Origin of the sequence: Enterobacter sp. CPE_E863 (assembly GCF_046521465.1) — a bacterium.
GTDB classification, from domain to species: Bacteria; Pseudomonadota; Gammaproteobacteria; order Enterobacterales; family Enterobacteriaceae; genus Enterobacter; species Enterobacter adelaidei.
On sequence record NZ_JBKFZX010000004.1, the window covers coordinates 103,183 to 128,517 of the forward strand.

The 25,335-nt window shown below is 52.1% G+C and carries 22 protein-coding genes; all 22 read right to left on the reverse strand.

Features of this window, described 5'->3' with window-relative positions; translation table 11 throughout:
* Positions 1–66: 66 nt before the first annotated feature.
* Positions 67–1,074: a TraU family protein gene (locus ACLHV8_RS25940; RefSeq protein ID WP_000983283.1), complete on the reverse strand. Its 1,008-nt coding sequence runs from the start codon at positions 1,072–1,074 to the stop codon at positions 67–69.
* Positions 1,071–1,742, reverse strand: a complete 672-nt coding sequence (locus ACLHV8_RS25945; protein ID WP_001337754.1) for an EAL domain-containing protein — start codon at positions 1,740–1,742, stop codon at positions 1,071–1,073. Before ACLHV8_RS25945 ends, ACLHV8_RS25940 begins: the two co-directional genes overlap by 4 nt.
* A complete protein-coding gene (locus ACLHV8_RS25950; protein ID WP_000621288.1) occupies positions 1,739–3,004 on the reverse strand; it encodes a TrbC family F-type conjugative pilus assembly protein in 1,266 nt (421 codons plus the stop codon). Before ACLHV8_RS25950 ends, ACLHV8_RS25945 begins: the two co-directional genes overlap by 4 nt.
* A complete protein-coding gene (locus ACLHV8_RS25955; RefSeq protein WP_001010738.1) occupies positions 2,967–3,497 on the reverse strand; it encodes a S26 family signal peptidase in 531 nt (176 codons plus the stop codon). Before ACLHV8_RS25955 ends, ACLHV8_RS25950 begins: the two co-directional genes overlap by 38 nt.
* Positions 3,494–3,811 (reverse strand): hypothetical protein, encoded by a 318-nt coding sequence (locus ACLHV8_RS25960; protein WP_000351984.1) that lies wholly within the window; start codon positions 3,809–3,811, stop codon positions 3,494–3,496. The genes ACLHV8_RS25955 and ACLHV8_RS25960 overlap by 4 nt, the downstream gene beginning before the upstream one ends.
* Positions 3,812–3,825: 14 nt before the next feature.
* Entirely contained in the window at positions 3,826–6,273 is a 2,448-nt protein-coding gene (traC, locus tag ACLHV8_RS25965) for a type IV secretion system protein TraC (protein ID WP_000637386.1), read from the reverse strand.
* Positions 6,270–6,977 carry a DsbC family protein gene (locus tag ACLHV8_RS25970; RefSeq protein ID WP_001259347.1) on the reverse strand — a complete coding sequence of 236 codons (708 nt, stop codon included), beginning with the start codon at positions 6,975–6,977 and terminating at the stop codon, positions 6,270–6,272. Before ACLHV8_RS25970 ends, traC begins: the two co-directional genes overlap by 4 nt.
* Before the next feature lie 148 nt (positions 6,978–7,125).
* The gene (locus ACLHV8_RS25975) at positions 7,126–12,657 is read right to left on the reverse strand and encodes an Ig-like domain-containing protein (protein WP_000606833.1); all 5,532 of its coding nucleotides are present in this window, start codon (positions 12,655–12,657) and stop codon (positions 7,126–7,128) included.
* Positions 12,658–12,857: 200 nt separating this feature from the next.
* Positions 12,858–13,175 carry a TraA family conjugative transfer protein gene (traA, locus tag ACLHV8_RS25980; RefSeq protein WP_064754699.1) on the reverse strand — a complete coding sequence of 106 codons (318 nt, stop codon included), beginning with the start codon at positions 13,173–13,175 and terminating at the stop codon, positions 12,858–12,860.
* Positions 13,176–13,253: 78 nt separating this feature from the next.
* Positions 13,254–13,832, reverse strand: a complete 579-nt coding sequence (traV, locus tag ACLHV8_RS25985; RefSeq protein WP_000793435.1) for a type IV conjugative transfer system lipoprotein TraV — start codon at positions 13,830–13,832, stop codon at positions 13,254–13,256.
* Positions 13,829–15,142 carry a TraB/VirB10 family protein gene (locus tag ACLHV8_RS25990; protein ID WP_024131605.1) on the reverse strand — a complete coding sequence of 438 codons (1,314 nt, stop codon included), beginning with the start codon at positions 15,140–15,142 and terminating at the stop codon, positions 13,829–13,831. The genes traV and ACLHV8_RS25990 overlap by 4 nt, the downstream gene beginning before the upstream one ends.
* Complete coding sequence (locus tag ACLHV8_RS25995) at positions 15,142–16,059, reverse strand: type-F conjugative transfer system secretin TraK (RefSeq protein ID WP_000794249.1); 918 nt, start codon at positions 16,057–16,059, stop codon at positions 15,142–15,144. Before ACLHV8_RS25995 ends, ACLHV8_RS25990 begins: the two co-directional genes overlap by 1 nt.
* A complete protein-coding gene (locus ACLHV8_RS26000; protein ID WP_001049716.1) occupies positions 16,043–16,669 on the reverse strand; it encodes a TraE/TraK family type IV conjugative transfer system protein in 627 nt (208 codons plus the stop codon). Before ACLHV8_RS26000 ends, ACLHV8_RS25995 begins: the two co-directional genes overlap by 17 nt.
* On the reverse strand, positions 16,666–16,947 hold the full coding sequence (traL, locus tag ACLHV8_RS26005) for a type IV conjugative transfer system protein TraL (RefSeq protein WP_000805625.1): 282 nt from the start codon (positions 16,945–16,947) through the stop codon (positions 16,666–16,668). Before traL ends, ACLHV8_RS26000 begins: the two co-directional genes overlap by 4 nt.
* A 144-nt stretch (positions 16,948–17,091) precedes the next feature.
* A complete protein-coding gene (locus tag ACLHV8_RS26010; RefSeq protein WP_001052531.1) occupies positions 17,092–17,457 on the reverse strand; it encodes a hypothetical protein in 366 nt (121 codons plus the stop codon).
* A gap of 335 nt (positions 17,458–17,792) precedes the next feature.
* Positions 17,793–18,455 carry a hypothetical protein gene (locus tag ACLHV8_RS26015; RefSeq protein WP_001231463.1) on the reverse strand — a complete coding sequence of 221 codons (663 nt, stop codon included), beginning with the start codon at positions 18,453–18,455 and terminating at the stop codon, positions 17,793–17,795.
* The gene (locus ACLHV8_RS26020) at positions 18,455–18,832 is read right to left on the reverse strand and encodes a hypothetical protein (RefSeq protein WP_000869261.1); all 378 of its coding nucleotides are present in this window, start codon (positions 18,830–18,832) and stop codon (positions 18,455–18,457) included. Before ACLHV8_RS26020 ends, ACLHV8_RS26015 begins: the two co-directional genes overlap by 1 nt.
* 9 nt (positions 18,833–18,841) lie before the next feature.
* Positions 18,842–19,288, reverse strand: a complete 447-nt coding sequence (locus ACLHV8_RS26025) for a hypothetical protein (protein WP_000122506.1) — start codon at positions 19,286–19,288, stop codon at positions 18,842–18,844.
* A 9-nt stretch (positions 19,289–19,297) separates the two neighbouring features.
* On the reverse strand, positions 19,298–19,927 hold the full coding sequence (locus ACLHV8_RS26030; RefSeq protein ID WP_000743450.1) for a DUF4400 domain-containing protein: 630 nt from the start codon (positions 19,925–19,927) through the stop codon (positions 19,298–19,300).
* Complete coding sequence (locus ACLHV8_RS26035) at positions 19,884–20,429, reverse strand: hypothetical protein (protein ID WP_000228720.1); 546 nt, start codon at positions 20,427–20,429, stop codon at positions 19,884–19,886. The genes ACLHV8_RS26030 and ACLHV8_RS26035 overlap by 44 nt, the downstream gene beginning before the upstream one ends.
* A gap of 49 nt (positions 20,430–20,478) precedes the next feature.
* Entirely contained in the window at positions 20,479–22,344 is a 1,866-nt protein-coding gene (traD, locus tag ACLHV8_RS26040; RefSeq protein ID WP_000178856.1) for a conjugative transfer system coupling protein TraD, read from the reverse strand.
* A complete protein-coding gene (mobH, locus tag ACLHV8_RS26045; RefSeq protein ID WP_001337757.1) occupies positions 22,341–25,319 on the reverse strand; it encodes a MobH family relaxase in 2,979 nt (992 codons plus the stop codon). Before mobH ends, traD begins: the two co-directional genes overlap by 4 nt.
* Between the last annotated feature and the right edge of the window lie 16 nt (positions 25,320–25,335).

Genomic DNA, 25,335 nt, shown 5'->3' on the forward strand with positions numbered 1-25,335 from the left:
CCTGTACGTGTAGTGGCCCTTTTGGGGCATAATCTAAAATGCCCGTGCAAATTCGTTAGGGTCTGCTCAATTGTTACAGCAATCATTCCATCGCCAGATGGTGTAAATAGGGTCTTGCCCAATTGCCGGTATAGTTCGCGCCAGACCCCACGTAAGAGTGGATTCGCCAATTACGTGAGATGAGTTTGTCTCTGGAACCGGATGCAATAGCGTGAATTTGTACTGCGTTTTGGGTAGTGTTGGGCTAATAACACCTCTACACATAGCCTCAGAACCCATTGTCTTCCACGCTAACCCCCGGCGATGCAAAGCAGCCAGAACCCTTGTGCTAAGAAGACTGCTATCGCGGATAACACCTTTTCCACCATTCTGGTTGCCACTAAATGGATACAGGGTGCCCCATGAACCAGCACACCAGAAAAGCTGTTTTAAAGGTTTTCCAGCGGTTGATGAGACAGCATCAGCAGTACACGCAGCCGCCGCAATTGGGTTTGCTACTGCCGCCGCCTCTGGATTGGTAAAAAAAGCGAGCTCATCATTGTTCCAGGTCGGGTCGAGCTCCGACATGTACATGATGTCGAGATCCATATACCCATCAGCATTACAGGTCTGCTTAATAAATAAATCGAGCATCACCAACAGAGGAAACGCATAGTAGTGATAGTGCATAAAAGAACCATCACCACCATCCATGTCTCCCATGCCATGATGCCCTTGGTTAGTCCTATCAAACGGGAACCTGACACCATTCAAGACAGATGAGCAGCCAGGCACTCTCTGAAATTCAACAAGCCGTGCTGGCTCCCACATAGAAGTGGTGACTCCAGGCCGAGGGACCCCTAGATTATCCTCGCACATACACAGAGGGTTGCTTACGGCTTCACTCGGGAATGATCCGCCTCCACCACTTATAGGAACCCCTGCTACTTTGATGGGAAAAATACAGCTCCAGCAGATGTCAGTAATCAGTTTTCCGCCGATTACTTCCGCATTCTGGCACCCAGGGTCAGCCGATACCGAACGAACCCAAAAGACCGCGCTAACGGCAATGACCCGTAGAATTTTTTGCATCATGGTAAGGCCTTTACGTAATTCAAGTGTTTCTCCATGACAGCAGGCTTCCCGTGATAGAAACCTTGTTGCCATGACAGTCCAAGTAATTTGGCGCTCTCCCCCAATGGGAAGCTCTCCACCTGCTCAGCAATGAGCTGTATGCCTTTTCGGCGGCAGTGGAGGATGGCCGAGTAGTCTTCAAGCGACCGCAGTCTTCTCGCGTCAAACTTGCAATAGTGCCAGTCATAACGACTCAGGCGCTCCAGCGAAGAGTTTTTGTCTCCATAGTCATCCAGCGCCAGCTCAACCCCTATTTCGGTAAGAGCCTCCCATCTCAATGCGAGAGAGGCATCCTGAATGCCCTCGGTAATCTCGATGACAAGCCGTGATGAGTGATTCTTAGCAATGTCGCGGACAACCCTCCACCACGCTTTGAAAATGACGTCTGATTGCAAAGTATGTTCAGAGACATTCAGAAAAAGAGCTGGGTACAGATCCAAGCAATAATGAAGGTTGTCCTGAATGAACCGTGCCATCTCCATATCCACCAGCCCCCAATAAGGAGGTGATGACAGAGAGGATGGTGTAAGAACCCGGCCTTCGTCGTACCAACGAGCCAGTACCTCAGCAGCGACAAACGAACCTGTGCCGACGTCTTTAATTGGTTGGAAAGCCGGGGCAAAAATCATTCACCGCCCTCCTCAGCAAGTTCGCGGACAACAAACTTCTTGCCTCTGGCAGTAATGACGCTCGGTGTGTGCTCCAGCTCGAACCGGGTAATCAGATCTGGCGTCAGCAGATATACCGGCGCGTCAAAGTTGTCGGTGACACTCTTGTAGGAATCCCAGCCTTTGTCTTTGTCGAACTCTGTGGCGATATAGGTAATCCGTTGTACGCCAGGTTCCTGCTTAATTTCAGGCAGCTTCTTGGCGAGCAGCTCCATTTGCTTTTTGTCCAGCGGGTCGAAAACTACGACCGCTTGGGTAAATGGCCGCGTTCCAGGCTTGCAAACTTCCTTCGGATCGCACAATGGGTTGATCACGTCACCCGCGTGAGCGAACACAGTGCCATCCGGAGTGCTGATGTCACTGGTGATCATGACGCTAGGGTCAATTTCTCGTGTTCGAGATTTTGGCGCTCTGGGCAGCTCATTGAAATTCTGCTTGGTCCAGAAGCGCTCTATAGCCTGTTTCTTCTTCTCTTCCCAGTCGATATTGGCAAGGCGTTTCTTGGCAACATCAATAAGGTCTGGCTCACTGATTTTCTCCACCGGCCCCTTAACGCCGAGATCGCCTTTTTCTCCGTTATCCACTTCCCGAGCCAACCATACCGGGTCGGACAACCCGGAGACCTGGGCGACGACGTTTGGTTGTTCGCCAGGCAGCGGCTCATCCTCCAGCATCACAATCGTGGGAACGGCTGTGATGTTGTACGTTTTGAACAACGTAGGGTTGATGATGATGTTCGGCACTGGGTCTTTTTTGGCCGCGAGCGCCTGAATAGCTTTAACTCCCTGCCCCAAGTTCATTCCTTCCGGGATGCCACGGAACACAATTACAGAATCAGGCTGGCCTGACACCGCCGTTAGGACGTCATCTAACCCCTGTTCGCCAAGAGACAACGAGGCGAAAACCAGTATCCGATGGTCAGAGTAGATACCCTTTTCAGCCTGTTTCCGGTGCATCTCCTTGAGCGTTGGGTTAGTAGTTTGGAGCTGCTTGAAAAATGCCTTGGCTTCGGCCTGAGCCTCGTCCATGTGTTGGTTTTGCAACAGAGATGGCATTTCCATCTTCTGGGCCTTTTGGGCAATTTGCTTTCCTTTCTCAATAAGCGCCTTATCCTGCTCTGTGAGCGGAGACTCTTGAGCGTATGCCCCGCCAGCCACAGAGAATATCAACGCCACCAGAACGCTCTTAGAACAGGGGATATGCGCGGCCAATGATCTGATCATTTTTCACAGTCCCCCAGTAACGTGAGTCGAAGCTGAATGGGCTTTTGCCCATAAACCAGTAGTTATTCTCTTTCAGCGTGGTCTTGCCGTAAAAGTGGCTCTCTGGCAGATGTAGTTTCCCTGCGAGCTGGAGCCCCTCTCCGACGACATCACCATTGACGGTGATCTTCCACTTATCGTTGATCTCGACTTTATCCCCCGGCATACCGGTGAGGATTTTGACCATGCGAGTCCCGTCCTTGTAGAAAGGCTGCATGTTCTTGGCTTGGAAGGCGTAAACAGCTCCCCTCTCCAGAGTTTGGTCGTTCAGATCAATGAGGAAGAAGGTGTAACCCGGCAGGCACTTCTCCTGTTGTGGATCAATGCCAATACGGTAGCGGCTGGCAAAGGCCGCACCAGCAGCCCAAAGAACCAGTAGTGTCACACCGGCCTTAACCCCGAAGCGCTTCCAGGATTCCTTTTTGACGAAATACTTCTTGAGTGGAAAATTCATTTCAGCACCTCATCAGGGAGGTACACGTCACTTGGAGCACCGACGACAGCACTTGCGTCAAGGACCAAATAACCTGCGTCTTTCAACTTCAAAATTGCGTCATTGGTCTTGACCATCAGTCTTTCAACTTCCTCCTGAGAGGCACCAGCGGGATACGCCGACGCCACTTTAGCGAAGTCAACCACGACCACTGGCGGGGTTTGATTCAAACGCTGATGGATGCTTGCCGTTTGTTCGCTCATCACGTAGTAGCTACCGCCGAAGCCACCAGCGGCACCGAGAATGGCGGCGATTGCGATTGATTTAATGTCCATTACTGTCTCCCTGGTTATGCAGCCTGCTGACGGCTTCGCATCACGGCCTTGATTGCCTCAGGAATGCTCATGCCTTGTTTCACAAACTGGTCGATGGCGTTAACGTCCACCGGATCGGTCGAATAAAGCAGCTTCTGGAAGTCGCCCACTATCAAGCGTCCGACGCCCATGCCGCTCTTCGATTTGATAAAGATTTCTGAGTACACGCCCTGGATGGTGTGTACCGTCTTGAGGGTGTGGAACCCGCCCTCTGAAAGGGTCAGACGACCGCTACGTTTAACAGATTCCACGGTTTCTTCGGTTTGGCCGAGCAAGTACATGCTGGCCGAGTTCTCCGCGATGGCGCGGCCCACTGCGTTCTCATAGAGGTCGTTGATGGACTGCGTTGCAATGACAACGGAGCCACCGTACTTACGGAATTTGCGGTAGGCATGTTCCATGAAGACCGAGACCTCGCCCTCTTTGAGCAGGTCCCAGGCCTCATCCACGATGACGACTTTCTTGCGGTTACGTTCACCCAGGAATACTTCTTGCTGGATCTGGTAAATAAGCTGGAGCAGTACAACCTGACGCAAGTGCTTACGCCCTTGCAGTTCATCGAGCTCCAGTACAGTGAACTGGTTCTGGAAGCTGACGTTGTTCTTGCGAGAGAAGTATTTCCCGTAGCTACCTTTCGACGTAAAGGCGTAGAGCTGCTGACCAATATCCTTGAGGCGCTGGTCGTTTTCTTCTTCCAGACAGCGCTCAGCGATGTCGTCAACCTTCATCTCTTTACCTTTCTCTTCCCACAGGCGAGAAAGGACCTGTTTCAGCGCAGAGATTTGCCATTCATCCAGCAAGCCTTTGGCCGACGCCATTGCACAAACGAGGCTGACAATCGCGTCTTCTTCGTCCTCGTAGTTCTGTATGAGCTCGAACGGGTTGAGGCAGACGTGCGTTCCTTCTTCAAAGTGAACGAAGTCGCCATTGAGCATTTCCGACAGCTTCTGGTAGGACTTACCGGCATCAATAACCCAGACCTGAGCACCCTCGGACAAGTAGGAAAAAATCAGTTCGTTGGTAAGGAACGATTTACCCGAGCCGGATTCGGCTGCGATCACCAGGTTTTTGTTGGTATTACTGTCGTGAAGAGACAGACTCATGAGCTGGCCGTTGCGGGAAATCAGCGCTGCATGATAGGTCCCGGTCCCCTTCCATTCCCCAAACACCGGCAGGACCACAGCCGCCTGCTCGGTTGTCATGGTCTTGTAGCGGAATAGGTCTCGCACTGCATCCCGGTCTGTACAGAATGGCAGGCAGTTGAGGAACATCGGCAGAGCAACGAACTTATCCTCCATCAGCTCGAACCGAGATTCACGCCAGATGTTTCGTGCGGCCATCGCCGCCGCTTCAACACGTTCTTTGGTTGGAGCAAATAAAACCACCGAGTAGGTGATCTTGACTGGCTTAGCCCCCTCTTTCATGGACTCATAGAGAGTGTCGAAGCTCTCCTTTTTGTCCGCCAGCACCGGCACGAATTTGAGCATCGGCCCGTAGGCTTGGTTTACAGTGAACTGGCGTTTGCGCTCCAGAGTGTTTTTCGTGCTTTCTGCCTCAGGGAAAAACACATTGGTCACAACCATGTAGTTTTCTTTGATGCTGGAGTTGCCGCCGCTGAGATCCCCGGCATAGGTCAACGCATCACCAAAGTAGAAAACGTCAGGCAGCTTTTTCGCTGACATGACTTTCGCGTGGTAGTCCCCCAGCCTGATGCCGTTCTTGCTGACTTCCACATCAGTGCCGTAATCGAAGATTTGCTCGCAGATGGGCTTATCCATCTCCCAATCCACAGAGTCATGTCGCCATGAAGCATCCGGCCCCCAATTCAGGATGGTGCTCATGATCCGGATGTAGTTCACCGCCGTCATTGTGCGGGGACGCAGACCAACGGTTTGAAGCGATGATTCGACCTTCGTGCGAAGCTGTGCGAGCTGCTGGAGTTCGCTTTCAGTCGGGTTATTGTTCTTGATGGGGACTTTGCACGTAACGAACAGCTTGAGGTCTTGGATCAAGCCATTGTCGTAGATACCTTTGTTGGTCTTGGCAAATATGCGTTCTGTCGTGTGGTGCTGGAGGAAGTTAATCCGTTCCTTGATGACAGATGTCAGCAGCTCGTGACGGAAGCCATCACGCAACCCCATCATCCGGTACATCTCCTGATTGATGTCCGGGGAGCGGAACAGAACAAACTGGAGCGTAGTCTTCGACGGGAACTCCTGATTCAGGAAACCGTTCATTCGCTCCTGAACTTTTTCATCGGCACCACACAGGGGCTCACACATGAAACCAAAGCCTGCACTGTGGTCATCCATAAGGAAGACATGATCGTCTTCGTCATAGGCCAGGACAGGAATAATCCCGGCAGCTCGCAAGTGCTCCGGGATCAACGTTTCTTCGAGTTTCTTTTTGATGGTTACGATCATTCAACACTCTCCAACCATGATTTCAGGTTCTTCGGACGTCCTTTGCTGACACGACCATCCGGAGCAACCACGAACGGAACGCCCTCAATCCCAATGAAATGAGCTGTCAGCAGCGTTTGATCGTATTGGCCGGGGTCGCAGGTTTCTTTTGAAGGAAGGGAACCCAAGGTGTTGTTCATCAGCGCATCGAGCGCGTGGGTTTTGTCTTTCGCGCAGTACAAGTTCTTTGCCAAGCGGTTGGACTCAGCACCCAGAGCAGGAATCACGATAAATTTAAAGGTGTAATCATCCACCAGCGATTTGGCATCACCCATGAGCTGATGGCAAACCGCGCATCTAGGATCGACAAAGACCACCACCTCTTTGTCACCACGCCCCATCGAAACGGTGTTCAGCGTGTCCACATCCATGCCCATGCTCTTGAAGTGGATACGCTCCGCTACATCCCTCATTTGGGACATCGTGTTGAGGGGCTTCTTGCTCCACAGGTCGTAGATTTGTCCTGAAATAACAAATCGCCCGTTTTCAGAGAGGAACATGATCTGCCCATCACTTTGGACGGCTCGAACCCCTTTGATGGGTAGCTCTACGATGTCCTCTATCTTCGCCGCTCTGGGATCGGTGATTTCCAATTTCGATGACGCATGAGCCGTGCCGGTAATAATCCCGAACACCATCAGCGCCCCGAGTAATTTTGTCCGCATGTCTATCCCCTAAGATTGGATTACTGGATGCTGGGCAGTGTATCCGGGGGAGGGAAATAGACTCGCCTCTGTAATAGCCCAATTTGGACAATTCCAGCGCGATACAAAAAAAAGCCCGGTCTGAACCGGGCTTTGAGAGGAATGAACCTTAGTTCATGGTAACAGCTTCGGATTTGCCACCAGAGTCATCGACCCCAACCAGAGAGATGGTCGGCATCGTTTCATAGGTGCCCTTGCTGATAGTCACTCGATCAGAGCTGATGCTCTGCAACTCACCGGCAATGGTCCATTCGTAGGACTTCATGCGGCCATCGGTATCTTCGCAGTTCGCATAAACGATCCACGACCCAACGGTCTCTCGTGAGCTCAGGCTACATGCAGGCAACTTGTTCTCTGCCACATTGATGTTCACCTCGCCCTCAGCTTCATGCCCCATTTCTGAGGTTATTTTCAGCTTGATGCTGTGCTCACCAGCGCCCAGAGTTGCTCTGCCGTAGTAACCGCTGCTTTCCAACGGCGTACCATCTACCGAGTAGACGCGAGTCGAAATACGGTCGCGTGGGTGGCCGCCAGAAATGTACGGTCGCAACAGCACATCCAGAGGCTCACGCTCGTATTTGTTCGAGCCAGAGTATTGCAGGTCGATAGCATAGGGCTCTGCCTGGCCGATCTTGAGCGGTTGCTCGATCACGGTTTCATGGCCGCGAGCATCACGGACAGTCACCTTGATGTTGTAATCGCCCGGCTCATTGATCACAAAGGACCGGACAATATCCTGCCGCTGATCCTGAATCACTGCGCCTTCCGGCAACTCCCACTCGTAGGTCGGTTCTTCCAGCTTGCCGTTGAAGGCAATTGGCCGCACTGACGCGGTGATCGTCGCAGGAGCCACGTCAGCGTTCTTCCTGACCTGCATTCCGAAGCTCGGCCATACATACTGCCACACGCGGGAGCGTAGGCTATGCGAGGCTTCTGCACCCTGATCTCGGTATCCTTCGATCCAGGTGGTGTACTTCGTTTCTACAGTAGCCTGGTTGAGGTCAGTGTCCGAAGGCACGTACTCAGCAGTATCACCCTGCACAATTGAGCCATCAGGCAGCGTGAAGAACCCGTTCAGCTTCACGTCCATCCCACGGTAAGGCAGGCTGGTTTCGGCTTTGAACACATACTTCTTACCGGTCTCAATGACTCGCGGCCCTGTCACGTAAGGACGGGGGGCCTTCACTGCTCGGAAGTCAACTGCCGTTTTCGCAACTTCATAGGCATAGCCGTCATCAGCCGGTGCAGTGGCAGAGCGCACACGAGCCCACAGGCGGTATCGGGTTTCTTCATCGCTCGAAAGCGTGATGCTATCCCCTGTCTGCGCGTAGGTTTTGCCACCGTCAGTAGACCACTCAACAATGGCATTGCCACCGGAGATTGGCTCATCGTTCAACGTCAGGTTCGCTGTGTACTTGCCTTCACTTCCGACAAACAACGTGGTCGGGCCGATAACAGCAATATCAGGTTTGTCGTAAGCGACAACACTGACCGCTTCGGTGTACTTTTCCGCACCTGAGTTGACGTTCACCACCTTGGCCCGAACCTGGTACTCCCCCTTGTCGAAGGTCTTCACAAGCTGATACTTGTATCGATCTTCTGGGATGAACTGCTCCCAGGTTTTACCGTCGTCCTTACTGGTTTCCCACACAACCTGGCCGGTAGCCCGGAGATCCTGACGGTCGTCCAAAGATAGCTTGAACACAGCAGTGAACGGAGCTTCACCAGACAACTTGCGAGCCTCCACGCCAGCACCGATGGCACCACCACGAAGCACTGTCAAGAAGGCAGGTCTGATAGACAACTCTGTGCGGTTGTAACCCTCAACAGGGCTTTCCAGAACAGCCTCAGCAGCGATACGGACGGAGGAAGTATCCACACCAGACAGGTCTACTGAGAACTGAGCTTCACCGTTCGATGCTTCCGCATAATCAGTGAGCGCAACCGTCTCGTTGTAGGCCTTTTGCTGGATCAGGCGTACTTTCCACACCCCCATCGTGTTAGCGTCATAGTCACCATCAGGTTTGTACTGATCACGGATGAGAACCCTAACCGGCAATGCCTGGGTGTCAATCGCGGTATCACCTTTAACTTCAACGATAGGACGGATACTGTCAGAAGGTGCAGAGATAGCCCGGTAGACAACCTCAGTCTTCACATCAGGCACCTTGTTGTAGGCCGCGTTCACCTTGTAGGTGGTCTCCTCCCACAACGCTCGCTCATCGGTATTGATGCGGCGATACACCTTATTGGTGGCACCCCATCCCGGAGTGAAGGTCTCAGACTCAAGAACATCAGAGTTGCGCGATATGGCAATATCCAGATCAGCTCGTTCAGAGTTGATAATGGCATCACCCAGGTAGTTACCTGTCATCGGCACCAAGTAGATGTTGTCTTTGAAGTTGTAGTCGGAGGCTAGTTCAACGGTCGGAGCTGGTGGGTCAACCGCTTCGACATTGAAAGTCTCGTCGTTCAACGTCACCCGAGTGCCGTTACGGGTGAAAATACTTACCCGCCACCCCAGAGGGTGATCACCGTTCTCGGCCAGGGAACCTGACAACGAAGGAGATTCCGATAACGGGTCTTGGACCAGTCCATCGGGGATCTGCTGCCACTCGAACAGACAGGTGCGGCTTGCACTGCCAACAGCTTTGTTCGCGGCCTCGTTTTTCGCACGGTCAGCACTGAGAGTGATTGAACAATCAGGACCTTTGCTCTGCTTGAAGTTCACATCAAAGTCTTCAATGACGCGATTCACCTGAGCAATGTCATCAATCGGGGTGTAACCAACAGAGCCATAGGCAGTAGTTACCGTCAGGTTCTGAGAGCCAGACCCAACTTTTACCTTGGAACCGTCACCACTGAACAGGTACAGGCTGTATTCGACAGGTTGTTCACCAATGCTCACAGCCTGCCCCACCAGCCCGGCAACTTTCATCCCGTTGTTGTCCTGCGTAGTTTGTTCAGCCTCATCCGGAGTTCTGTCCCATTGGAGCAAACACACCGGGTCACGAATTGGGTCTGCGGCCATAGCCACATCCTCTTTCGTGGTGAACCGGCAAGGCACACCCGACTCTGGCAGGGCATAGATTTTCACCGGGTCAATAACCTGGCGAATTGTCCATGATTCAGCCGAGAGCTTGGCCGTCCCTTTCCAGGTATTGATGTCCACAACCAAGATGGGTGAGTTCGGCGCGGAGGTCATGACAAGAAGACTGGAAGAGCCGACCACATCAGGAACAGCCGGTTTAACCGGAATGCTCAAACGACCACCTGACGCACCGAAATCATGTTGGCTCATGATCCCCATTGTCTGGCCCGGCTCGATACGCACCCCATTCACCACCAGCGGCACTTTCGCATCAGAACGGAGGGTCGCAAACACGTCGTATGAACCTGTCACGACAGCACCATCACTGAGCGTCAGCGGCTTGGTCTCGATGATCCGCTTGCCATCTGCATGAACAAATTCATGAGTGACAGCGGGGACCATAACCTTGCCATCCATCCCATCCGCCAGCATCACCTGACGCGGTTTGTACTCGAAGCCAACCGCCTTTTGAACCGCGTTGCCTTGTGCGTCCTCACCGGAAACAGTCAGCGTGTAAGATTCCCCTTCCTTCAAAGACGGGAACATTACCGGGTACTCAAGGCGGAATCGACCTTTCGACTCCTCACGCCAAGACAACTGCACCTTGTCATCGGCTGGGCCTCCGACGAGGGCAATAGAGGTCAGCTTAGGACTCGGGTCGGCAGTATCAGTCAAGGTGATTACAACATCATCCAAAGACTGGATTGGTGCTCCATCACTGATCGATACGGTTAGTGTCGGCGCTGAATTATCTATGCTCATAGCATATTGGGAGCCAGTGAATACCTGCTTAACCTCATTACCGAAAGCATCTTTAGCTACGAGAGATATGCCGGTATATGTGCCCTCTGACAGATTCTCAGCAGAAAATGTGAAAAACCAATCATTTGTGCTACTACGAAGAACTTCAGTACGAGACAACGGACGTTCTTCGCCAGTCGAGGTTATCGCAGACGCACTTGAGTTGTTAGAAATAACCCACTGGTTAACACCCCAACCGTCAAATGAATCAGGCTCACGGAAATGAGCTTTAAAAATCCGCCCATTTCGTTCTAACCCAGCAATTTCAGGAGGGTTAAGGTCATAGCAGAACGTTGCCCCAATCCGATCAGACGGAAGTTCAGGCTTCCCTTCCGGTCGAGACCAATATCCAGGCCATGAACATGAGCGCCCACTGAACGATATATCCGTATCCACTTCTGCATAAGAAGCATTTGCCGGAATTTTAGTAGTAGGCAACCAAGATCCCCATAACTCCTGAGCGTAAGGTCTCGGCTCAACATGAAATCTCAGTTTTTTATAATGGTTAACTGAGCTCATATTAATGGTTTCACCGCGGACCCACTGACCATCATCCCTAAGATATTCAACATACTTACCGATGGGAGCCAAGCTAACCGATGGATCAGCTTTCACACTGACGGATGTATTACCAAGAGAGTTCATAACCCAGTCGTAAATAATAAACGACTTAGTTTTTGTCCCATGTTGCTGGAATACATCAGCTTGCGTCTGCCGATAATCATATGTACCGTCTTCGGCAATGATATTGCCTTCAATACAGTTTTTATAATCACACCAGTTACCGCTTTGAGCACCGTAAGGTGAAGAAGGATAGGAGTTTGTTTTGGGTATCCGGTAGAGCACCCTGTAGGTATCGGAATAAATGGTCATTCCGTTCTGATAAGGCGCAAAACCTGATAGGGCCTGACCATTAACCTTAAAAGTTGAGGCCTGCGGGTTCTTAGGGTCATACACTGCTACTGGCTCAGGATTCTCTCCAGACTTTGCACCTACTGAATCCCAAGCAATAGGATAGGCTATTGACCCTTTGTTCCCTGCTTTATCCAGGGCCTCGAAATGAAGCGTATATAGATCCTCCCCATTAGGGAACACAGTGCTCCAGTTCAACAACTGGCCTTGGCCGTTGGCGTAATTAACCGAGACAACAGGACTCCTCTTGCCTTTGCTATCTACAGCATACGCCTGTATAGAGGAAACCGAAGAACCGGCATCAGATGCAGACACATCTATACCTGAAAATCGGTTAGGACCTCGCAGTAGCGTTCCATCAGAAAGCGCCCGGTTCCATTCCCCTTTTACTGTCACGTTTGCCAAACTTGGCGCTGTCGTATCGACTTGAAGCGGGTATTCATCAGTCTGAACGGAACTTCCGTCTGACGCCAGTATTTCGGCCCTTAGTTTGTAGACTCCCTCGGAAGGAGCCGGTAGTTGAAGTTCCGCACCATAGTAGGATTTTCCACCCACTGTGATGCGATCAGTAGCCCCAAGAAGGTGGCTGGTCGCTGTCGAAACCACTGTTCCATCCGACCGAATCACCGAAATCTTTACCTTTCGGTCGATACCGGCACTCAAGGCAAACGAGATATTGCCCGTTGGGTTGGCATAGTTGGCATTCGGAGTCAGAGACCGTTGCGTACCATCTGGAGCCTTAAAGGTGTATTCCAGCAGCTCTGCATGAGCAGCACCAGCGGTAAGAACCGCCAGAGCCCCAAGCATCGCCGGAATTTTAGGCTTGAAATTGATCATCGCATTCTCCATTCGTTTTGAGTTACAAGAACCCAATGCTGGAGGTTACGGGAGGGAGTGCATAAACATGGGCTGTGGAAGTGCCCTTTTTGAGCAAATAAGGAAATAGTTGGAATTTGTTATGACTGGACTTTTTGCCAAAAAATAAGGGCAGCTTTTAGGCTGCCCCTATCACCCGTTGATTAACGGCAAGGTGTCTTTTACACCCCCAGGCCATTGCTGAGTTGCACAACAGCCGGGATGACCTTCTCTGCATGTTCCAGAGTAGCAGACATGATGGATTCCACTACGGTCGGGGAGTTGTACAGGCCCATACCGCCACCGATACCCATAGCGAAAGCCATGAGGCTCTGGCGAGCGATACCACCAACAACACCGACCAGGATCATCGCACCCGCAACGATTCGACCCAAAGTACCTTGGGTCCAATCCTTGAGAGTTACCCATACGTCGTCAAACGCTGTACCACCAGTACCAGCGTGGGCCTGATCCGGCACGAGCAGGAAGGCTACCACCATCAACCCCAGGAAGAGGAAGAGTGCGTTGTTTTTACTTGAGGCATTCGCCAACTGATTTGCGTTCATCAAGAACATCTCCTATTTGGTTGTTTCAGACTTCGGTTCGTGTTGTACCGTTTGCAGCGGTCTCAAAACTGGCTCACTTTGCGGTGTGCCATCCCCAATCACCCACCTGCGCGGTTCGATTTCGGTATAGACATACCCTGTCACGATGAGATCACCATTGGTGTCCTCCCAGGGAGCTACCCAAATCCGCATAACCTGTGCTGGTGTACGAATTGGAATCGGGCGATCCGGAAGACGCGGTGCGACATAGTTGTCAATCACCGGGTCTCCGGAGCTAGATGAGTTCGCTGAAACGTTTGAGGAACCTTCGCCATCCGCTTCCGCTTTGGCCTCGACTTCCTCTGGTTTCATTGGGCGCGGGACATTTCCGTCATTGGTTGCGGCGTAAACGTCTCGCGCTGACATACACTGAACACCATTCGGCATTCCCGGACAGCTATACTCATCCTTGCCGATGTTGAACGTCGAACAGCCCGACAAAATAAGTAGCGCTGCACCCACCCCCAACATCTTTGCGGATCTTACTGCCTGTTCCTTTTGAGCCTCGCCTCTGGAACTGCCCTTTCTGGTCAAAATGTTCAAATTTTTCATTTCTTGGTTCCCCCGGTGGAACGAATTTGTAGCTTGGTTCCTTTGGTCACGATGATGTCTACCTGACGGCCAGCATCGACCTCGATAACGGGGAAGATGCCTTCGGCCATGTCGATATAGAACTGAGCGATGCGATCTAGCGCCTTACTGGCCCCCTTCACTGCTGCTCCCTGCAACATCTGGTCGGAGAACACAGACTGGTACTGGGTATTTGAGCCAGGGTTAGTGCTGACGACCGGCACAGGATTGACGTCAAAGGCTTCGGAAACGCCACCAAGGAAGCCTGCCATCAAGCTCTTGGCGATGATTTGCCCCTGCTTCGATACGACGCGACCACGGACACCGGCCTTACCGTCTTCACCCACTGCATAGGAATCCAGCTTCGCTTCTATGACCCCCCCATCATCCCGAACGCACGAGAAGGTCTCGCCACGCAGGTACGCTCGCTCTGAACTGAGATCTCCATAGCCTGAAACAATCAGGAAGCACTCACGAACATCCGCACGGAAGCGGTTAGGCAAAATAGCCTCTTTCTGAATCCTGAGGGTCGAAGGGAACGGATCTCGACGAGCACCTTGAGATGTTGGTGCGTCCATACCGTTGATGAGCACCCCTGTCAGGATGGAGCCAGAAGGTAGGTAGATAGACTCATCATCCTTGTTGTCCTTCTCTTCAACTTCTGGCGCTTTCTGCGAGTAGCTCACTATTTGGATGCCTGGTTTAGTTGCATCACGACCGTCTCCCTTGCCAGTTGCAGGAGCCCCACCCTTCGAGTCAGGAAGCGGTGCGTCCCGAAAAAAGGATGCTGGATCTTTGTAGTCGAGCTTTTTCTCCATGAACTGACCATCACCACCAGATGCACCATTAACATCGGCTCTGGCATCCTCTGATGAAGAGGATGTTTTTCCACCAGCAGCGCCGGTTTCGACTTTCTTAGCCAATTCCATGTTCTTCTGGGTCAGGCGGTCCAAATCTTGACGAAGGCGGGTCATCTCACGGCCAACATCACTGGATTTCCCGGCAGTGGTTTTGGTTTCCTCCAGCTCTTTCTTGACTCGTTCCAGCTCCTTTTTCAGGTCGGAGTTTTCACGAGACACCATCTTCACATCGGCAGACAACGAATCTATCCCGATCTCACGGGTGTTTTTGTCTGTGAGAACGTGCTTGATGGTTTCTTGGCGACCGCGCTTCTCTTCTTTCTTGGGTTCACCAGAGAACATTGTCACGACCGCAAAAAGAACGAAGACGCCGCCAGCGATAGACACCCAACGCTTCTTGTTGGGGTCTAACTGTGTCCAAAATCGCTTAATCATTGGGCACCTCCCAGCAGCGATGGACGCTTAGACGTTGGTGCGAGACCACGCTTCTGCTTCTTCGCCACATAGATCTCCGTCTTCTGGCCGGGCTCAAGCACGTTAAGCGGCCACGTAGTCACCGCAGCCACATCCCAGCTCCCACACAACGCCTCTTTGAACTCAATAGGCTGATCAGAGACGTTCAGGGCGACACCGATGAACACGTTAAGGTGGTGGCCCATCATGTATTGCCCCTTGCTAAAATCCACCTTTACCCCAGGATGAGCGCAGCTCGGCACCGCAGCACCAGCAGGGATGCGGTTCAACGTGTAACCTTGAGGGACTTCACCAAGAGCAATCTTTCGGAATACTGACCGGATGGTTTCGACATAAGGCTGGCTCTGTTCCCAGGTCTCAGCCTTGGTATTGGCAAAAGCACCAGTGATACCTACACCACCATCGAGCTTGAGAAAGACTTCTCTGGGCGGAATACGACGGGGAACCATCGTCAGGCTGAGAGCTTGGGCTTCCGAGCCTTTTTCAGTAATGAACATAGTCACCGGATACTGCTTATCCGTGGCGACATAGACCACATTCTCTTTGATGCAGACCTCACCACACTGGCCGTTATCCGTCGCCCCGGTCAGAGATGTTGAAACGATCTCAGGATTGCTGAAAGGCGTGACGATTCGGTTCGGATGACCAACGGCTATCGGGATGATCTGGTTAACCCCCGGCTTCATCGTCAGTAAGGGGTTTTCATTCATGCTGCCCACAACCTCATGGGAGCTTTGTCCTGACGTCACAGGGGCAGGAACATCCTTTTTCATAACACTGGCCGGGACAACAGGAATGTCATCCGAGGCATAGGCCATTGAAGTTCCAAGCGCCAAGGACAGCGCCAGGAGCGAAAGTTTAGCGTTGTTCTTCATGCTTTCTCCGGTTTTCTTCTTTGCGCTGGAGTTGCTCCAAAACAGTTTTGGTGCGTGGCTTTCCTACATAGGTGTCGATGTAGTCCAGCACGGGCGCGTAGTTTGAAATCTTGATGGCGAACTCGTAGGAGCGTTCGCTACGCTCTTCGTTAGAAGAAGCCCCTTTGACGTAGGAATATCCGTAGACAAACACCTTGTCGCTCTTGGGCTCGTACTCAACAAAACGCGGCTCAAACCGCATGGTTACGCGGTCGTTCTTGATCTGTTGAGCTTGAATTTCGATGGCATCAATCACGTCCTGATAGATGCTCGGGGAGAGAAGCGGGGTGATCCGTTCTTTCACAAAGTCAACGGTTCCTGGCGTCACATTGCCAAGGAGCTGAGCAAAAGCGAAACCCCAAGCCTCTTTATAGGACTGAGAGGCGTTATTTTTCGTCACCCAGGCTTCTTCCGTGAGCGTGAAAGGCTGGATAGTGACGATGGTTTCCTTGCTGAATACTTGGACCACCAGCAGGAAAACGATAGCAATAAGACCACCCTGGAAGATTCGTCCCCACTTATTTTCTGTTTGGGTCCCTTCCCAGGTCTTGAGATACTTTTTCAGGTTCAAGGCAAATACCTCCGGACAAACGGATTCTTGAGAGATTTGGCCTTGGTCATGATGAACCCGGCCCAGTAGATCATGTGGAGCAGGTATCCATCCGGATGGTTATCCCTGAATCGGCGATAAAGGTTGGTTACAAGTAACCCCCCCAGAAAGCAGATCAGGGCCTTACCGATGATGACCCCTATCGTTAGCCCCAAAAGCATCGGGGCCAACTCATCTGCGCTCCACAACAGCAGATGCGGGGGCTCATCGACCCGGCGCGGTATCTTTACAGGCTTCATAGCAACCCTCTTCTTTTCCTAGTGGCCTGTATTCTCATTCAGGGTCACTGATTTTCTGCCACGGCTTCGCGCCCTTTTCGGGCACTTCCAGCGACAAATAAAAAAAGGCGGCCTAAGCCGCCTTTTTTGCGTTTACTGGATCGGTTATTGATTTTGAGGAACCGCTTCCGAATGTTTTTCCGAAGCCGCAACGCTAACTTCATTGGCTGGTCGGGCCACCCCCAGAGTTTTCACTTCCTTGTTAGCATTGGCTTTAAACTTGAACATCAGACTGTACGCCGCCAGCAGGAAGAAGCTGAGAATGCCCCAGTAGGTCTGAACCGTGCCCAGAGCCTTGGCCGGGTCACTTGCAGCTCTGTTGGCCGTATCAGCAGCCAACTTAACCCACTGACTCCAGTCAAAACCTGCCGCAAAAGCAGACAGCCAAAACGCGACGGCCACTGGAACGATGAAGATGCACATCAGCACCGCGTTCATCAAAAACCAGAAAAATTGTTTATTAAGGTTCACACTTCCTCCCATTAACCTAGAAAATTGAATGCGTGTTCCAGGTTCATCCCTGCAACAACACCTATAACGAACATCACCTGCCAGACAAGGAACTGCCAGGAGATGAATGAACCAGATGAGCTTTCGCTTTCTCTGACGTGAGCTTGTGCGGACATAGACCCTCCAAATAACTTGTCGTCATCACGGAGTAATCGTCTCTTAATTGATCAATCTAGGAACAGTGCTGTTACGGCCCATTTTGGGCACTTTATGGAGGTTTATTCGAGGAGATGATAAGAGCGGGAGGCGAAAAACTTTCACATGTGAAAGTTCAAAGCGGCCAATGGCCGCTTGTTTCACACTGTTCTATTGTAACGGAGTTCTCGATAAGCATCCCATGCTTGCTCTGATGAGACACCTCGACAACCAACATCTGTGGCGCACTCAAGGTCCATCTTGTACTGCTTAACCTTCTGGTCTGCTGTATCGCCCCAGCTCATGGCTGATGGGTACTTGGAAACACTAAACACATTTTCAAGTTCAGCCTGATAGTCGTCGTTTTGTAACAGAGGTTCGGTTTCACCATCATCCCAGCGAATGTAAGCCTTACCCTGGAGAGCCTTCAAATGCAAAGGCACCAGTAAGGTGGAAATCACTTCGTCAGCCCTGATGTCTTTGTAAGCACACCAGTGAGGTTTAACGGTGATCACACCATTTACCAAAACGATGTCACACGCCAGTGTCGCTTCAACATTATCGTTAACATCCTGCCGAGCGTAGATCTCCACGAAACCAACCTGCTCTGGAACAACCTTGTCGATGAAGCTCCAAAAGCTGGGGTACGACGTTCCATCGCTGAGCGTCAACTGACCGTCATGCTCTTTCAGCATACGGTTCAGTTGTGCAGTGAAGAACTCTGCCGACACTTTTCTTGCCAATGGTTCCATATCACTCAGTCGTAGAGTGGCTCCTGCACCCCCCTCATACACCTCTCCAAAAAAGAAATCTCTCTTACGCATTAGACTTTGCCTCCTTTAATCGCTTGCTGGGTCAGCTTGATCCAGTTCAACGGGTTTTCACAGTCAACATGGTTGCCAGCGGCACCAACTACCGTTTTGTATGCCTCCGAGCCTGCCGCTGTGTGTACTGCCAGCATAAACGAAAACATAGGGTCATTTTGCATGGTGCCAATCATCATTGCACTGGAAGTGTCTTTGAGCTGGCAGTTTTCAACCCGCAGATTGAGTACATCTTTTGCCACCATCTTACAGTCGGGACACACCTTCTCAAGGTTCTTGAGCTTTGCGTCGTCATTGAGCACATCAGGAGCCGCGATGGCAGTACCGGCCATACACAGCCCCAGTGCCAGCAGTTTGAGTTTATTGGTTACTTTCATGGTTCCTCTCTATATCGTTCCAATTTCGTTTCGGTAAAAGAACAGTGGCCCAGTGACTGTTCTGAGTTCCGGCGTTACTTGCTTTACTCTTGAGCAAATATGCTGCTTGAAAAAGTTGTGGTATCCGTACAAAGCTGGGCGTGTAAAAACGGAATAGATAATGAGGGTGATGGCCGCACCAGCGGCCCACCCGATCACGTCCGGAGAGATAAGTCCTGGCACGTCTGAGATACGTTCTGGTTCAACCAAGCGGCACACCACCAGCACCCAGAACCACATTACCGGCATCACAAAGATCATCTTTCCGACGCAAGCAATGAGCACCTTCACCAAATTCAAGCTCTGCGCCCAGTAAAGCCACAACGCAGACAAGGATTGGCGACGTATCACCTGGTAGACGTTCAATGGGATGTCGCACAGATGCACCCCATCTTGATTTATAACGGAGTAGCTCATCCTCCCTCCCTATACCCGTTTCTGGAGGTTGCCGAACGTCAGGCCAACCAGGACACAGCACGTCATCATTGTCATCGGGATGACAACCGGATCGAGCGCTATGGGGATGAAGAACGCGATGAACAATCCGGCCATCAGGTACATCGTTCCGCGAACGCTATAACGATGGAGAACCGGACTCGCATAATCGAAGTTGGTCCGCTTAATTCGCCATGTCATCATCCCGTCATATACCGCAGGTACGAACAGGATCAGCATATAGGGAGCCCACGCGGCTAACAGCGCCAACCGTGTGTAGAACTGGTAAATGACGTTGACAAAGGCTTCCATGCGGCCTTTGACCCACACAAACCAGCCCTTGCCCATATCCTGCATCCCCTTGGACTTCTGGCGCTCCTCTTCTGATGGGATCAGCGTTTGGTACATCCCCTCATAGAAGCCTGAATCAATAACGCTCGACCTGAACCAGGTAGATGCTTTGTTCTGTATCCAGTCTCTTGCTTCGACACCAAGACTCTGTTCCACCAGCACGGATTCCCTTTTGATGGCTCTGTCTGTCCAGTCGCCAGGGATCAGCAGCAATATTGCCAGCAACTCAATAACCAGCAGCCATGCGACCAGCAACCACGGCTTCTTCATAGTCGGTTCTCCTTAAAACAGTTTTCACGCTCTCACAGGTGATGAGCTCATACAGCAAGCCACGCAAAGAGGTCTCATCCTCATGGGGCTGCGGGTTAATGGATAGTTCTCCTGGATGGGAAGAAAGCCACAGTGAGAACGACTCTCCTGAATCGACAGACCATGAATCACCGCCACTATCGACAATTTGCACTTCCAACGCCCGGCAGGTTTCGGTGATCAGGGTTTCCAGAAATGCCCCAATTCTGGCCGGGTCTTCATATTTCTCTCTCTGCTCATGAAACACGAGCTGGCTGTAGCGATGCAGAGCTTCTTCAATGATCGGGTAAATCACAGGCTCCTGATTAGCCTTAATCCCGTCTGTGATGTAGCAGCTCAGCTTCTCGATGATGGCCTCCGATGCAGGCCAGTCGAATTGGAGGATGCTCAGGATGTGAGCGTTCTTGCGGCCACGACTTTTCAATTCATTCATAACCCTGTCGAAAGGGTTCACATCGACCATGATGGCTACCTCGTAATCTCTATACTTCTTGTCACACATAGCTCTGCTCTTACTGGGTCAATATGGGCAGACGGCCTTTTACGATTGTTCCGCCTGAAATTTTGGCTATGTATTCCAGGTTCGGAAGCATTCCCAATAACTGGGCTGGGAACAGATCAGCTTCCTCCTCCATCAAACGCTCGCCTTGGTTGCCTCCGTGCATAATGGGCTCCTTGCCATCCGAGTTCTGGCCTTGAGTCCGCATGACGTACTTGAGCCGGGTCTTCGGCAGGTTATCCGCGATATACTCCTGGGTTTCACCATCGACGATACGCAGAGCAAACGTGTTGTTGATGTTCCCCAACACCTGGAGCGCTTTGTCTTTGCTACCCAGTCGAGCTGCGAAGTCAGCAAAAGTCTGAGTTGCAACGAAAAGACGAAGTTTCGCACCGCGACCTTTGTTCAGGAGCTGGATGAACGGGTCGTTGATCACCTCGGCAGCCTCATCAACAAAGATATTTACGGGTCTGTTGTTGACGCCGTAGTTGTATCTGTCACCGGCAACCGCTGTCAGGTCTGACAGGAAGATGGACCCCATAGCACTACCAACCATGTTGTCGGTCAGGGAGTCGAGCCCCAGATAAGCAACTTGAGCGTTGTTGATGATTTTTGCGGAATCGGTGATCTGGCGTTCGTCGCTCAGATCAGATGAGTCTGGAGACAGCAGAGGGCCTAGCTCCCCGGACGTCAGCATATTCATGATCGGCAGGAGGTTCGCCACCATCTTGGAGAAGTGGGTTTGGTCGTGCTGGAACATCGACAGCAAGCCTTCCAGGTCAGAGTTCGGGTGCTCAGGTTGGATGATGTCGTAGTAGAACTTCATCAACGCGAAAGCGATCTTCTCACGCGAACCGTTTTTGGCTTTTTCCAAGTAAGCCGCTGCTTCTGCCTCCCAGTCGGGCATAACTCGCTCTGAGTAAGCCTGAACGGCCTTGATGACCAAGCCAGCAGCGCCACCTTCAAGGAATCGGCGGAGCTTTGTCAGGTTGGGACGATCATGAGTGATGACCAAGCCCTGAGCGATGTTGTTCAGTGCCTGCCATCCAAATGATTTGAACGGGTCGGCCCCTGCTTCGGACGGGATCAACGCTGCCAAACGACTTGCGATTTCAGTCACGCGGGTGAAGTTACGCAGAGGGTCGATACGCACCGACTCTTCCGGGAATGCTGGATGAAATGAGACGAATCTTTCCGGCTGCCCCATAGCTTCACAGGCACGTCGGGCATTGTCCCGCATCTCCTTATCCCCTTTCGGGTCTATGATGATCACGGCTTCCCCACGCAGAATGGCCTGTGAAATCAGGATGTCGAACATACGGGTCTTGCCCGAGCCGGTGGTCCCAACGATCAGCGAATGCCCCTCAGTGTGCTTGAGTGGCTGCATCAGCTTCTCTTCTTTGGGCTCTACCCCGTGAATCCAGGGCTGGCCGATTGGCAGCTCCTTTTTCTTACCCTGTATCTTCCGGACAACCTTTTTGACCGTGGACTCTCTCCCTACGATGGAAGTCCAGTCGCGTTTCAGGATCTCAAACACGCGCTGGGCATGGCGGTTTTCCCACAGGAACCCACTACCAAGCCACATATCGTCCGGCGTGTCCTTGATGTACTTTTGGAGCTCCGCAATGGAAATAAACTCCAGATCACGCCCCTTCAAATGCTTTTGGAGCAGGTGAAGTTTGATAGCCTTGGGCAAACGAGCCATCGCCATCACGCCACAGATCCCCGTCATCCAATAGAATGGCTCCGGCGGCATCGTGCTGACTTGCTCTACGGCCAAAGCCGCGCCGGAGGCGGCAAGCCAGCCTGCTACAGCATTTTTTTCATAGTTGGGCCGCCACGGCATCTCGTAGGCGAGCGGGTCATAACTCATTGTCATGTTTCATTTACCTCTAAATACAATTTTCCCTGACGTTTCTTGAGCAAAGGGCGTCTCTGTGCCCGGCTCAGCATCCCGCAGAGGATGTGTTTGCTGATGCCGATGTTTTCACCGGCAATCATGTCGAAGGCTTTGTCACTGGTTACTAAGCAGCCATCCTCTTCCAGGACAGGTGTCACGAGCCATCGGCCCGAGCGTTTTTGGATCATGTCCTTGAGCATCTGGAGTGCTTTCTGAGGCGTAACACCAGACGGCAAGAAATCTTCCGCGTTGATGTCTTTCGGGTTTGTTTTCGCCTTAGGCGGCTCAAACTCCCTAACCTCTGGATCTTCCCTTTCTCGCACCTCGACGTGTCCCAATTCCTTCTCACGCTCAACTTTGGGCTCAGGAGCCACCGGTTGAGCCTCCCGCTTAGGAAGGCGAGCCACGTTCTGTTTTTCTTGGACCGGCTTGCGCTGTTGCTCTTCAACCGGAGAAGTAACATCGACCTTCTTCTCCTTCGGCTGTGGCTGGGAGTCCTTACCTTTCGCCTTTTGTTCAGGCGAGGCTTTACCGGCATTAACCTCAGGCTTCTGCTGCTGCGCCTTTTTTCGGCTTTGTTGTTTCGGTGCAGACTTATTTTTGCTTGCATCCAAGCCAGGGGGAGAGACGAGCTCAAAGGCATCCTGGTATCCACCCATTGACGCCTCGGCATCCTTAATGGCCGCCACGACTGCATCTGAAAGCTGCTCCGCCAGTACAATTGCCTTCACTCCGCTGAAATCACGAACTTTGCGACCTGGCATAATCGGGTCCGGAACAATCGCGTTGGCGTGGGACAGCTTCGAGAGAACCTCTGACGGCGCACCCAGCGACCGAGCGCCATCCGGGTACAAAATGACGGCTTGCCCCTTCATCAGGCATAGGACTTCGCCCAGCGTCGTTTTACCTTCCAAAACAGGCATGATCGCTTGTTCAAGCAACGCCGATGCTTCCCCGTATCCAGACAACATCTCAACGAGCAAGGTCTTTGCGTCCTTCTCATGCTGATTAACGTTGTCCGTATGCGGCATTTCTGGCGTGTGCGTTGGTTGTTCTGGTGCGTCAGTCAGCATAGGGAGCGGCTCAATCGCCCATGATGGCGGTTCATCAGAACCACCGAACATTGGAAAGTCATCGCCCTGCAGGGAGTTTTGTTCTTGTGGAACGAAGTCCTGTTTTGGCTGCTCCTCTTGCTTTCCGGGCATTGCCACATCTGGGATTTCTGAGTTTGTTGCGTCAGTGCTGGTTGTCTCTGCCGATGCGTTGAATGCGTCAAACGGGAAGTCGATGTCCCCCAGTCCACCCCCAACATCCTTGAGTGCTTGTAACGGATTGTCGTTTGCCAAAGGTGGTGCGTTTTTGGCAATGTCCTGAGGGGACAGATCCTCTTTTGCCTCTGGTTTATGGGGTTGTTTCTCCGTATCACTCTTCGGTTTTGCTTTGCCCGGTTTGCTCTGCGGCTTACCCTTCTTGCCAGCGTCAGGCTTAGATGATTCCGTTGGTCCCGCATCTTTTTGCTCTGGCTTCTCCTCGACAGCATCGGAGGTGCTTTTCAGCATCTCCATCGCATCACCAAAGCCAAGGCCAGCTAGAGCTTTCTCTGCTTCCTGCTCTGCGGCCAACATGTCATCGTTCAGAGCTGCTTCACCTTCCTCTTGGTCGTCACCGTCATCGGCTTCCTCAGGATCAACGAACTCAATCTCAGCGTCCTCAACATCACCAACAACTTCCGCAGCAACAGCCGCAGGAGGCTCAGTCGTAAACACCAGGTCGTTTGATTCGAGTCGGAGCATCAAGATCTTCACCGAACCCGCCGCCTCCTGGAGCATCTCAGGCAAAACTTCCCAGTAGCGGTAGTACGCACGTTCACCCTTCTCCTGCACCGTGTTTGGTACAGCAAAACCACGTTCGATGAGAATGTCGGCCAGTGTGTCAGGGTCTCGTGGGATACCGGGGATCTTGTCGTGGCTGATCAAGTCATAAAGGTCCCCAAGCTGTTTCCAGGCAATGAATACACCTTGGTTGAGGTGCCAGACTTTCGCGCCTGGCTCATTGACCTTCCATTTTCCGGTTTTAACCAGGCGGCGGATGGCATCGAACACGTAACGCTCGACGGGCACACCATAGGAGAACTCGTCCACATCGAGACGACTCTGGCGAAGGTCCCGTGAGACGCTCTCTTGGTCAGCGCGAAGCATCAGCTTGGTCACAGGCTGATTGACGCTGGTTCCTGAGATAGCTTCCAGCATCGCTTCCATGATGGACGGGCCAGACTTGGACAGAAACTCCCGAGTCTCAGCCGGAATAATTCGATCCACCGCCAGCAGCGAGAATTGCTCATGTCTTTTGTGTCGCTTGTCGCGCCACCGGATAAAGTAACGGTCGATTTCGTGACGGTGTGCCCAGTCATGAAGTGACTCCGAATACGGGTTCCATGTGATTGACCCGTCTTTGTCCGTAATGGACACATCCGAGAGCGGTTTACCCACATCATGCAGCAGCCCAGAGAAACAGCTCGCCAGTCTCCAACGCGGCTCATTGTCACGGCGTTCCCGAGGCGTCCCCTCGATGGAAAAGATAACTGACTCAGATGCCTGAGCTGCCCAGAAGGCCACTTCAAGCCCATGTCGGAACAGACCACCAGCGCCACGGTGGTGGTGTGATTCGGAAGCTGGCAACAGGTGAACAAACGCGGCATACCGCTGGATCACCGGCAAAACAAGCCGGTTGAAGTCGTCCACAGTGAAACCGAGAGAGTTCCGCACTTTCTCAATCAGTTCAGCTTGGGTTGCCAGTATCTTGTCTAGTGGGGCCACTGGCAGGCCCTTGGCAAAAGGTGGGTATCGAGGGATTTCTTCATCTTCCACGTCTTTAAGCGGCAACACTCTGGCGCTCGGCGCGGTCTCGATCACTCCACTTCGCCCACCAAATAACTTGTTAAGGGCTTTCAGCATGTAGGTTGACCATATT

Coding starts and splice junctions, on each gene's coding strand:
- ACLHV8_RS26015 (WP_001231463.1), bottom strand. CDS start 18,455: ATGCGTAAGAGAGATTTCTTTTTTGGAGAGGTGTATGAGGGGGGTGCA.
- ACLHV8_RS26035 (WP_000228720.1), bottom strand. CDS start 20,429: ATGGTCGATGTGAACCCTTTCGACAGGGTTATGAATGAATTGAAAAGT.
- ACLHV8_RS26030 (WP_000743450.1), bottom strand. CDS start 19,927: ATGAAGAAGCCGTGGTTGCTGGTCGCATGGCTGCTGGTTATTGAGTTG.
- ACLHV8_RS26020 (WP_000869261.1), bottom strand. CDS start 18,832: ATGAAAGTAACCAATAAACTCAAACTGCTGGCACTGGGGCTGTGTATG.
- traL (WP_000805625.1), bottom strand. CDS start 16,947: ATGAAGCCTGTAAAGATACCGCGCCGGGTCGATGAGCCCCCGCATCTG.
- traA (WP_064754699.1), bottom strand. CDS start 13,175: ATGGTGGTAGCCTTCCTGCTCGTGCCGGATCAGGCCCACGCTGGTACT.
- ACLHV8_RS25960 (WP_000351984.1), bottom strand. CDS start 3,811: ATGGACATTAAATCAATCGCAATCGCCGCCATTCTCGGTGCCGCTGGT.
- ACLHV8_RS25945 (WP_001337754.1), bottom strand. CDS start 1,742: ATGATTTTTGCCCCGGCTTTCCAACCAATTAAAGACGTCGGCACAGGT.
- traV (WP_000793435.1), bottom strand. CDS start 13,832: ATGAAAAATTTGAACATTTTGACCAGAAAGGGCAGTTCCAGAGGCGAG.
- ACLHV8_RS25975 (WP_000606833.1), bottom strand. CDS start 12,657: ATGATCAATTTCAAGCCTAAAATTCCGGCGATGCTTGGGGCTCTGGCG.
- mobH (WP_001337757.1), bottom strand. CDS start 25,319: ATGCTGAAAGCCCTTAACAAGTTATTTGGTGGGCGAAGTGGAGTGATC.
- ACLHV8_RS26025 (WP_000122506.1), bottom strand. CDS start 19,288: ATGAGCTACTCCGTTATAAATCAAGATGGGGTGCATCTGTGCGACATC.
- ACLHV8_RS25955 (WP_001010738.1), bottom strand. CDS start 3,497: ATGAATTTTCCACTCAAGAAGTATTTCGTCAAAAAGGAATCCTGGAAG.
- ACLHV8_RS25950 (WP_000621288.1), bottom strand. CDS start 3,004: ATGATCAGATCATTGGCCGCGCATATCCCCTGTTCTAAGAGCGTTCTG.
- ACLHV8_RS25940 (WP_000983283.1), bottom strand. CDS start 1,074: ATGATGCAAAAAATTCTACGGGTCATTGCCGTTAGCGCGGTCTTTTGG.
- traC (WP_000637386.1), bottom strand. CDS start 6,273: ATGATCGTAACCATCAAAAAGAAACTCGAAGAAACGTTGATCCCGGAG.
- ACLHV8_RS25970 (WP_001259347.1), bottom strand. CDS start 6,977: ATGCGGACAAAATTACTCGGGGCGCTGATGGTGTTCGGGATTATTACC.
- ACLHV8_RS25995 (WP_000794249.1), bottom strand. CDS start 16,059: ATGAAGAACAACGCTAAACTTTCGCTCCTGGCGCTGTCCTTGGCGCTT.
- traD (WP_000178856.1), bottom strand. CDS start 22,344: ATGACAATGAGTTATGACCCGCTCGCCTACGAGATGCCGTGGCGGCCC.